Source organism: Streptomyces sp. NRRL S-495 (assembly GCF_000966955.1).
GTDB classification, from domain to species: Bacteria; Actinomycetota; Actinomycetes; order Streptomycetales; family Streptomycetaceae; genus Kitasatospora; species Kitasatospora purpeofusca.
Map to the genome: position 1 here is coordinate 17,690 of NZ_JZWY01000308.1, position 9,810 is coordinate 27,499.

The window sequence follows — 9,810 nt, forward strand, 5'->3', positions numbered from 1 at the left end:
GGGCTCAACGCCAGCGGGTGCGGGCCCGGCACTGCGGTGTGAGAGTGGGGGCAAACCGGAATTCGCCCGGAGGAGGAGTCATGGGCATCTTCGACAGGTTCCGCCACAAGGCGCAGCACTCCGCCGAGGAGGCCAGGTCCTCGATCGGCGGCGGCCCCGAGCAGGACGGCACCGCGATGAACGACGCCGCCCAGCGTGCCGCGCTCGCGCACGACGAGGCCGCCGACGCCTTCGGCACCGAGGCGGAGAAGGCCCGGGAGGCCAGGGAGTCGGCCGCGATCGGCGAGCGGGAGGCCGAGGAGCGGGCCCGCCGCAGGTCCGGGCGCGGCGTGTCCGCGGGCGGCGGCACCGAGGCCGGCGCGTCCTCCAGCAGTTCCAGGGCCAGCCGCACCGCCGTCACCAGTTCCGGGTACCGCCCGGCGGCCCAGTCCCTGGGCGCGCGGATCACGTGCACATCCGGTTCGACGCCCCGGTTCTCGATCGACCAGCCGAGCCCGCCGGTGAACCACGAGGCGTTCTTCGGCACCGAGATCTGCGTCCCGTCGCCGAGCAGGTGCCGTCCGGTCATGCCGACCACGCCGCCCCAGGTGCGGTTGCCGACCACCGGGCCGAGCCCGAGCAGCCGGATCGCGGCGATGACGACGTCCCCGTCCGAGCTGGTGGCCTCGTCGGCGAGTGCCACCACCGGCCCGCGCGGCGCGTCCCGCGGCCACCGGACGGGTTCCCGGCCGCGGCTGAAGTCCCAGGCCAGTACGCGGCGGGTGAGCTTCTCCAGGACGAGTTCGGAGACGTTGCCGCCGGCGTTGCCGCGTACGTCCAGGACGAGCGCGGGCTTGTCCATCTCCCGCCGCACGTCCCGGTTGAACTGCGCCCAGCCGGAGCCGCCGAGGTCCGGGATGTGCAGGTAGCCGCACCGGCCGTCGCTGAACTCCCGGACCAGGGCGCGCCGTTTGACCACCCAGTCCTGGTAGCGGATGGGCCGTTCGTCGGTGAGCGGGGTGACCGTGATCCGGCGCGCGGTGCCGTCGGGGCCGCCCCGGCGCAGGGTGAGCTCGACGCTGGTCCCGCCGGTGCCGGCAAGCAGCGGCAGCGGTCCGCGCACCGGGTCGACGGGGCGCCCGGCGACGGCGAGCAGTTCGTCGCCGTCGTGCACGCCGTGGGTGGCGAGCGGGGCGCGGGCGCGCGGGTCGGAGGACTCGCCGGGCAGGATGCGGTCGACCAGCCAGTGCCCGTCGGGGGAGCGGTGGGCGTTGGCGCCGAGCAGGCCGACCGGCTGCTGGGCGAGGGAGGGGCCCTCGCCGCGCCGGGACGGGGTGACGTAGGCGTGCGAGGTGCCGAGTTCGCCGAGGAGTTCGCGCAGCAGGTCGGCGAAGTCGTCGGGGCCGGCGATCCGTTCCAGCAGCGGCTCGTACTGAGCGACCAGGGCGGGCCAGTCCAGTCCGCACATCCCCTCGTCCCAGAACTGGTCCCGGACGATCCGCGCGGCCTCCGCGTAGGACTGGCGCCACTCGGCGGCCGGGTGCACGGTGTGGGTGATCCGCCGCAGGTCGACGGTGGTGGCGCCGGAGGGCGCGGCGACCGGGACGATCCGCAGGGTGCCGGCCGAGTAGACGGCGACCGAGCCGCCGTCGCCGGAGACCGCGAAGCCGTCGAGCCGGTCGGCGAGGGTGGAGCGGCTGCCGCGGGCCAGGTCGTAGTACTCCAGCGAGGGTCGGCCGGAGGTGTCGTCGGGGTTGGTGAAGGTCTGGCCGAGGGTGCCGGAGATCGGCCAGCGCAGCCAGACCAGGCCGCCCCGGACGGCGTCGGTGGCCGAGTACTTGCCGGCCAGGACGGGGAACTGGATCAGCCGCTCGCCGATGCCCTCGGGGTCGACGTGGACGGTGCCGTCGCCGCCGCCGTCGCCGTGCGGGGCGGGCTCCTCGTCGGGGGCGGCGAACGGCGACGGGGTGCCGGCGGCGAGCGGGACGAGGTAGGGGCGGCAGCCGAGCGGGAAGGAGAGGTCGCCGGTGTGCACGTCGTGCACGGGGTCGAAGCCGCGCCAGGAGAGGAAGGCCAGGTAGCGGCCGTCCCGGGTGAAGGTGGGCTGCTCGTCCTCGAACCGGCCGTCGGTGACGTCGACGACCGGCGCGGGCGCGTCGGTGCGGGTGAGCCGGATCCGGCGCAGTGAGCGTCCCGCGGCGGGCTGGGACCAGGCGATCCATCGCGAGTCGGGGGAGAAGCGGGCGCTGGTGACCGGTCCGTGGCCGGAGGCGGCGAGTTCCCGGACGGTGCCGTCGGCGGCGGTGATCAGCAGCAGCCGCCCGTCGGAGGAGGTGGCGGCGAGGAGGGCGCCGTCGGGGGCGGCGGTGAGTTCCAGGACGCGGCCGAGCCGCCCGGCGGCGAGCACCCGGTGGCCGTGCTGGGAGGGTGCCTGCTCGTGGCCGGGCAGCGGCACGATCTCGACGGCGTCCTCGCCCTCGGCGTCGGTGATCCAGCCGGCCTCGCCGGTGCCGGCGAGCACGACCGGCAGCCGGGTGCGGACGCCGGGGGTGTCGGCGAGCGCCCGGGCCGGGCCCTCGCGGTGGGTGAGCCAGTACTGGCTGCCGCGGACGGTGATCACCCCGGCCCGGCCGGTGCGGTCGCAGGCGAGGTCCTTGACGTGGGAGGCGGCGGGGACCCGGTACGGGCGGCGGCCGGCCCGGGCGCCGCCGAGCGGGACGCGCAGCCGGTGCGGGGCGGGGGCGTCGAGGCCGTCCAGCAGCCAGAGGTCGCCGGCGTGCTGGTAGACGATCCGGGTGCCGTCGCTGGCGGCCTCGCGGGCGTAGTAGGAGGCGTGGTCGGTGTGCCGGCGCAGTCCGGTGCCGTCGGGGCGGCAGGAGTAGAGGTTGCCGATGCCCTCGTGGTCGGAGAGGAAGGCGATCCGGTCGCCGTCGGCGGCGGTGACCGGCATCGGGGAGGCGAGGTGTCCGGGGAGGTCGGCGAGGATCCGTTCGCCGTCCACCCAGAGCCGCCCGGTGGCGCCGCCGCGGTAGCGCTTCCAGGCGGCGGGTTCGTGCGGGGCGGCGCCGGTGAGCAGCACGGTGTGGGCGGGGCCGACCTGGGCGTCGCCGACCGGTCCCCAGGGCATCCGGCGGGCGGGGCTGCCGTCGGGGGGCAGGGCGTGCGCCCAGGTGTAGTGGCCGAAGGGCTCGTGGTAGGAGGTGACGGCGAGCAGCTCGCCGTCGGGCAGCCAGCCGCGCAGCCGGGTGTCCTGGCTGCCCCAGTGGCTGAGCCGGCGGGCCTCGCCGCCGTCGACGGGGGCGGTCCACACCTCGGGGGCGAGGCTCAGCCAGCCGGTCCAGGCGAGGGTGCGGCCGTCGGGGGAGAGCCTGGGGTGGCTGACCCGGGTGCGGTCGCAGCTGATCCGCCAGGCCCGGCCGGTGCCGGCGGCGTCGGGGTCGAGCGGGGCGATCCAGACGTCGTCCTCGGCGGTGAACGCCAGCAGGCCCCCGCGCAGGTGGGGGTGGCGGAGGTAGCCGGGCGACGTCACCCTTCCATGCTTCGGCCGGGGGGCGGGCCCGGCAACCGGAGCCCAGCGTTCCGAGGCCCCGGAACCCGCCCCGGCCTGCCGGTCCCACCTCCGGAACCGGCCTCCGGAACCGGCCCCGACCTGCCGCTCCCGGGGGCCGGAACCGGTCTGGACCATTGACACCGAACGGCCGGATCCACTTCAGTGGTCTAGTCCAACTCTCCTGCCCGGCCGCACCGTTCCCCCACCACCGGTGCGCGACCGGGCATGCCCCGGACACCCCCACACCCGCGCCTCCGCGAGGAGTCCCCCACATGCGCAGATCAACCGTCACCCTGCCCGCGTCCGCGGCCCGCCGCCGGCCGCGCACCCTGCTGGCCGCCGGCACCGCCTCGGCCGTCGCCGCCGCCACCATGGTCGGCCTCACCCTGGGCCTCGCGCCCAGCGCCTCGGCCGGGGAGTTCCTGGTCAACGGCGGCTTCGAGAGCGGCGCCCTCGGCCCCTGGAGCTGCTCCGCCGGCACCGGCAGTGTCGTCACCGGCCAGTCCCACAGCGGGAGTTACGCCCTCGCCGGGGCCGCCTCGGCGGGCGACAGCGCCCGCTGCGCGCAGACCGTCACCGTCGCGCCGAACACCGCCTACACGCTCAGCGCCTACGTCAAGGGCTCGTACGTCTACCTCGGCGTGGACGGCGGCACCTCGACCTGGACGCCCGGCACCGGCGGCGCCTACCAGAAGCTGAGCGTCGCCTTCACCACCGGCGCCACCCAGACCAGCGCCACCGTCTACACCCACGGCTGGTACGGCCAGGGCACCTACTACGCGGACGACGTCTCGCTGGACGGCCCCGGCGCCCCCAGCCCGACCGCGACGCCCACCGCCACCCCGACGGTCACCCCGACCGTCACCCCCACGGTGACGCCGACCGTGACGCCGACGGTCACCCCCACGGTGACCCCGACCGTCACGCCCACCGGCACCCCGACCACCCCGCCGCCCGGCTCCAAGGCCCTGGTCGGCTACCTGCACGCGAGCTTCGCCAACGGCGCCGGCTACACCCGGGTGGCCGACGTCCCCGACTCCTGGGACTTCATCAACCTCTCCTTCGGCGAGCCGACCTCCGTCACCTCGGGCGACATCCGGTTCAACCGCTGCCCGGCCACCGAGTGCCCGACCGCCGAGTCCGACGCCGACTTCAAGGCCGCCATCGCGGCCAAGCGCGCCAAGGGCAAGAAGGTGCTGATCTCGATCGGCGGCCAGAACGGCCAGGTGCAGCTCACCACGACCGCCGCCCGGGACGCGTTCGTCAGCTCCGTCTCGGCGATCATCGACAAGTGGGGCCTGGACGGCCTGGACATCGACTTCGAGGGCCACTCGCTGTCGCTCCAGACCGGCGACACCGACTTCAAGAACCCGACCAGCCCGGTGATCGTCAACCTGATCTCGGCGATCCGCACGCTCAAGGCCAAGTACGGCCCGAACTTCGTGCTGACCATGGCGCCGGAGACCTTCTTCGTCCAACTCGGCTACCAGTACTACGGATCCGGCCCCTGGGGCGGCCAGGACCCGCGGGCCGGCGCGTACCTGCCGGTCATCCACGCCCTGCGCGACGACCTGACCCTGCTGCACGTCCAGGACTACAACTCCGGCTCCATCATGGGCCTGGACAACCAGTACCACTCGATGGGCGGCGCCGACTTCCACGTCGCGATGACCGACATGCTGCTCAAGGGCTTCCCGGTGGCGGGCAACACCAACAACGTGTTCCCGGCGCTGCCCGCCTCCAAGCTCGCCATCGGCATGCCGGCCACCACCAACGCGGGCAACGGCTACGTCGCCCCGGCCGAGGTCAACAAGGCGCTGGACTGCCTCACCAAGCTCGCCAACTGCGGAAGCTACGTCCCCAAGGCGGGCGCCCAGCCGGGCCTGCGCGGTCTGATGACCTGGTCCATCAACTGGGACCAGTTCGGCGGCCGGGAGTTCTCGAAGAACTTCGACTCCTACTTCCGCCGCTGACCGACCGCGGCCCGCAGGGCCGCACCGGAACGACCGCTGGGCGGCGGTGGGTCGGACGAACCCGCCGCTCAGCGGTCCACCCGGACCGCCGCCAGGTACTCCGCGATCGCGTCCCGGTTGCGGGTCAGGCAGGAGATCCGCTCGCTCATCCCGGCCAACTCCTGCTCCAGGGTGGCGATCATCTCCGGGGTGGCGTGTTCGAAGTGGATGGTGCGGGGCTTGTCGAGACAGGGCAGGATCTGTTTGATGATCCGGGTCGGCAGCCCCGCGTCCAGCAGTCCACGGACCTGCAGCACCCGGTCCACCGTCGGCTCGTCGTAGGAGCGGTAGCCGTTGGCGCAGCGCTCGGCCACGATCAGCCCCTGCTCCTCGTAGTACCGCAGCAGCCGCCGGGACGCCCCGGTCCGCTCGGACAGCTCGCCGATCCGCATGTGCCCCACCTCACAGCCGGTCGCGTTGACCCTCACATCAATGTGAGGGTTCGAGCATAACCGGCATGCCGACCACGCCACGGACTTCCGTCCGGACCACCTCAGCCACCACCCCGCCCACCACTACGGCCCCGGCGGCCCTGCCCCTGCCCGCCCTGCTGGCCCTCGCCACCGCCGTCTTCGTCACCGCCCTCACCGAGACCCTGCCGGCCGGCGTGCTGCCCGCGATGAGCGCCGACCTCGGCGTCGGCGAGTCCGCCATGGGCCAGGCCGTCACCGTCTACGCCGTCGGCACCGCCCTCACCGCCGTCCCGCTCACCGCGGCCACCGCCGGCTGGGGCCGCCGACGCCTGCTGCTCACCGCGATGGTCGGCTTCGCCGCCGCCAACACCGTCACCGCGCTGTCCACCAGCTACCCGCTCACCATGGCCGCCCGCTTCCTCGCCGGGGTCGCCGCCGGCCTCGCCTGGGCCCTGCTCGCCGGGTACGCCCGCCTGCTCGCGCCGCCCGAGCTCCAGGGCCGGGCGATCGCCGTCGCGATGACCGGGGTGCCGCTCGCCCTGTCGCTGGGCGTGCCCGCCGGGACCTTCCTCGGCGAGGCACTCGACTGGTGGGTGCCGTTCCTGCTGATGACCGCGATCGCGGTCGGCGTGACCGGCTGGATCGCCGCGTCCGTCCCCGAGGTGCCCGGCCGGGCCCGCGGCGAACGGACCCCGGTACTGCGCTCCCTCACCGTCCCCGGGGTGACCCCGGTGCTCACCGTGACCGTCGTCCTCGTCCTCGCCCACACCGTCCTCTACACCTACATCGCGCCCTTCCTCGACCGGCGCGGCATGGGCGGCGCCACCGACGCGGTGCTGCTCGCCTTCGGCGCGGCCTCGCTGCTGAGCATCTGGCTCACCGGCGCGCACATCCACCGCCGCCCGCGCGCGCTCACCGTCGGCGCCACCCTGCTGATCGCCGCCGCGGCCGCCGTACTCGGCCTGGCCACCGGCAGCACCCTCGCGGTGTACACGGCCGCCGTGCTGTGGGGACTCGGCTGGGGCGGCATGCCCACCCTGCTGCAGACCGCCGTCGGCGAGGCGGGCGGCGAGCAGGCGGACGCCGCGCAGACGGTGCTGGTCACCCTGTGGAACGCGGCGATGGCCGGCGGGGGCGTGGCCGGCGGCCTGCTGCTGGACCGGCTCGGCGCGGGCTCCTTCCCGTGGGCGGTGCTGCTCCTGCTGCTGGCCGTGCTCGCGGTCGTGCTGGCCGCCCGCACCCACGGCTTCCCGGCCCGCCGCCCCGGCCCTGCGGCCTGAGCCGTGCCGCGCCCGGTCGCCCCTACGCGCCCGGTCGCTCCGCTCTAGTACCCGCCCGCCGGGCCCCGGGGCGGCATCAGGCCGCCGCGGTAGGAGATGGCCACCGCCTGGGCGCGGTCCCGGGCGTCGATCTTCGCCAGGATCCGCTTCACATGGGTCTTCACCGTCGACTCGGCGAGCACCAGCAGCGCCGCGATCTCCTGGTTGGAACGCCCCTCGGCGGCCAGCCGCAGGACCTCCCGCTCCCGCGCCGTCAGCTGGGCGAGCCGGGTGTCCTCCGGCTCCGGCGGGGGGCGTTCGCCGCCCCGGCCGACCACCTGGGCGACCAGGTCCCGGGTGACCGCCGGGTCCAGCACGGACTCGCCCCCGGCCAGCGTGTGCACCGCGTCGACGAGCCGCTCGGCCGAGGCCCGCTTCAGCAGGAAGCCGGCCGCCCCGGCGCGCAGCGCGCCCCACACGTAGTCGTCGTGGTGGAAGGTGGTCAGCACCAGCACCCGGGTGGGGAGGCCGTCGGCGACGATCCGCCGGGTCGCCTCCACCCCGTCGACCCCGGGCATCCGGACGTCCATCAGCACCACGTCCGGCAACAAGGCGCGGCAGAGCGCGACGGCGGCCAGCCCGTCGGCGGCCTGGCCGACCACCTCGATCCGGTCGTCCGTCTCCAGGACCAGCGAGACCCCGGCCCGCAGCAGCGCGTCGTCGTCCGCGACCACGACCCGCACCTTCGGGACGCCGGGTCCGCCCGGCCCGTCGGCGGCCGTCACGGGACCGGCAGTTCGGCGCGCAGCCGGAACCCGCCGGGTCCGCTGGGTCCGTCCGGTCCGTCGGAGCCGATCGGCCCGTGCTCCACCCGGCCGCCGAGCATCGACACCCGCTCGGCCACGCCCAGCAGCCCCCGGCCGGGCGTGTACCCGGCCGGGGCGCCCCGCCCGTCGTCGCACACCTCGACGGCGAGCCGCCCGCCGGTGCGGCGGACGGTGACCTCGACGGTCCGGGCGCCGGCGTGCTTGACGGTGTTGGTGAGCGCCTCCTGGACGATCCGGTAGGCCGACACGTCCAGACTGCGCGGCACCCGCCGGGCCGCCGGGTCGATCCGCACCCGCACCCTGGGCCCGGCCCGGCCGAGCCGCCGGGCCAGCCGTTCCAGGTCGGCGAGGCCCGGCTGCGGGGCCGCCCCCTCGCCGTCGTCGCCGTACTCGCCGCTGCCGAACTCGCCGTCGTCGCCGCGCCGCAGCAGGCCGAGCACCCGGTCGAGGTCGTCGAGCGCGTCCCGTCCGGTGTGCTCCATCCCGGAGAGCAGCTCCCGGGTGCGTTCGGGGTCGCGGTCGAGCAGCCGACGGGCGGCCCCGGCGTGGACCAGCACCACATTGAGGGTGTGGCCGACGGAGTCGTGCAGCTCACGGGCCAGCCGGGCGCGCTCCTCGGCGACCACCGCCCGGCGCAGCCGCCACCGGGCGGCCTCCCGTTCCTCGGCCCGCCGCGCGGTGCCGTAGCCGACCGCCCAGCCGAGCAGCCAGAGGAAGAGCACACCGGCCGGGATGACCGGGTAGTCGTGCCCGAGGTCGGCGAAGTAGGCGGCCATCCCGAGCAGGGCGGCGAACGGTCCGAGCCAGGCCCGCCGCCGGGGCGCGTACAGGCCGAGCGAGTAGAGGCCGACCAGGTCGGCGTACGGCGAGACCGGGCTCGGCAGCACGAACAGCGCCTCCGCCGACAGCGCGGCCGCGCCGACCAGGTAGCCGGCCAGCGGCCTGGTCCGGCGGAGTGCCAGCGGACCTGCCACCGCCGTGCTCAGAGCCAGTGCCACGGGGAGGCCGCCGTGCAGTTCGTCGGCCGCGCCGGTCCGTTCGACGGCCATCAGCAGCAGGAACCCGCCGGCCAGGGCGAGGTCCCAGTGCCCGCCCGGCACCGCCCGGACCGCCCGGAGGACCCGCGCCGCCCAGGCCCTGGGCGCGCCAAGAGCCGAGAGGGCCGCGAGGGCCGAGCGGGCCGAGGGGACCGGTGCGGTCCGGATCGCCCGGGTGCGGGGCGGCGGGCTCATGGCGGCTCCGGTGCGGGGGGATTCGGGGGAGTGGCCGCCGCGCGGTGGTGCGGGCGCCGGGCCGTACGGTAGCGGCGGCCGTCCGCCCGGCGCATCGCCCTGGTGGGGTATTCCGGACCCGTCCGACCGGGGGTGCGAGCCTCCCGGCGGGGGTGTCCGGCCGCCCGCCGGGGGGAGGCCGGACACCCCCGTCGGGCGGACGCGGCCGGCCGGGCCCGGTCCGTAGCGTCCGGGCCATGAACGCTCCGGACCCCCGCGTCCCGACCGCCGCCCCTGACACCGCCGCCGTTCCGAACACCGGCTCCGCCCGCCGGGCGGGCTGGTGGACGGTCACCGCGCTCGCCTTCCTCACGGCCCTGTTCACCGCCCGCTACCTGACCCTCGACCCGGCGGTCTTCCTCGACCAGCAGAGCGCCGTCTACCTGGCCCACCGGGGCTCGCTCGTCCTGCACGTGGGCGGCGGCGTGCTGGCGATCCTGCTCGGTCCGTGGCAGTTCCTGCCCCGGCTGCGCGCCCGCCGCCCGGGGCTGCACCGGCT

The 9,810-nt window shown here is 75.7% G+C and carries 6 protein-coding genes and 1 pseudogene; 3 read left to right on the top strand and 4 right to left on the bottom strand.

Annotated features, from left to right (window positions below; translation table 11 throughout):
* Nucleotides 1-4: 4 nt before the first annotated feature.
* On the bottom strand, nt 5-3,508 hold the full coding sequence (locus VR45_RS17265) for a S41 family peptidase (protein WP_234326009.1): 3,504 nt from the start codon (nt 3,506-3,508) through the stop codon (nt 5-7).
* 392 nt (nt 3,509-3,900) lie between these two features.
* Here VR45_RS17265 and VR45_RS17270 point away from each other — a divergent pair, with 392 nt between their 5' ends.
* Nucleotides 3,901-5,502, top strand: coding sequence for a glycosyl hydrolase family 18 protein (locus VR45_RS17270; RefSeq protein WP_234326011.1), 1,602 nt, complete (start codon nt 3,901-3,903; stop codon nt 5,500-5,502).
* 68 nt (nt 5,503-5,570) lie between these two features.
* Here VR45_RS17270 and VR45_RS17275 read toward each other — a convergent pair whose 3' ends face one another.
* Complete coding sequence (locus VR45_RS17275) at nt 5,571-5,933, bottom strand: MerR family transcriptional regulator (RefSeq protein ID WP_045940663.1); 363 nt, start codon at nt 5,931-5,933, stop codon at nt 5,571-5,573.
* 65 nt (nt 5,934-5,998) lie between these two features.
* Here VR45_RS17275 and VR45_RS17280 point away from each other — a divergent pair, with 65 nt between their 5' ends.
* Nucleotides 5,999-7,234: an MFS transporter gene (locus VR45_RS17280; RefSeq protein ID WP_045940664.1), complete on the top strand. Its 1,236-nt coding sequence runs from the start codon at nt 5,999-6,001 to the stop codon at nt 7,232-7,234.
* A 44-nt stretch (nt 7,235-7,278) separates the two neighbouring features.
* Here VR45_RS17280 and VR45_RS17285 read toward each other — a convergent pair whose 3' ends face one another.
* Entirely contained in the window at nt 7,279-7,947 is a 669-nt protein-coding gene (locus tag VR45_RS17285) for a response regulator transcription factor (RefSeq protein ID WP_353612695.1), read from the bottom strand.
* Between the two features lie 47 nt (nt 7,948-7,994).
* Nucleotides 7,995-9,272: a histidine kinase gene (locus VR45_RS17290; RefSeq protein WP_052709158.1), complete on the bottom strand. Its 1,278-nt coding sequence runs from the start codon at nt 9,270-9,272 to the stop codon at nt 7,995-7,997.
* 236 nt (nt 9,273-9,508) lie between these two features.
* Here VR45_RS17290 and VR45_RS17295 point away from each other — a divergent pair.
* Nucleotides 9,509-9,810: pseudogene (locus VR45_RS17295) on the top strand (hypothetical protein); the annotation flags it as partial.

Excerpts from the sequence above, each read along its gene's own strand:
- VR45_RS17270 (WP_234326011.1), top strand. The coding sequence starts at position 3,901 with ATGGTCGGCCTCACCCTGGGCCTCGCGCCCAGCGCCTCGGCCGGGGAG.
- VR45_RS17275 (WP_045940663.1), bottom strand. The coding sequence starts at position 5,933 with ATGCGGATCGGCGAGCTGTCCGAGCGGACCGGGGCGTCCCGGCGGCTG.
- VR45_RS17280 (WP_045940664.1), top strand. The coding sequence starts at position 5,999 with ATGCCGACCACGCCACGGACTTCCGTCCGGACCACCTCAGCCACCACC.
- VR45_RS17290 (WP_052709158.1), bottom strand. The coding sequence starts at position 9,272 with ATGAGCCCGCCGCCCCGCACCCGGGCGATCCGGACCGCACCGGTCCCC.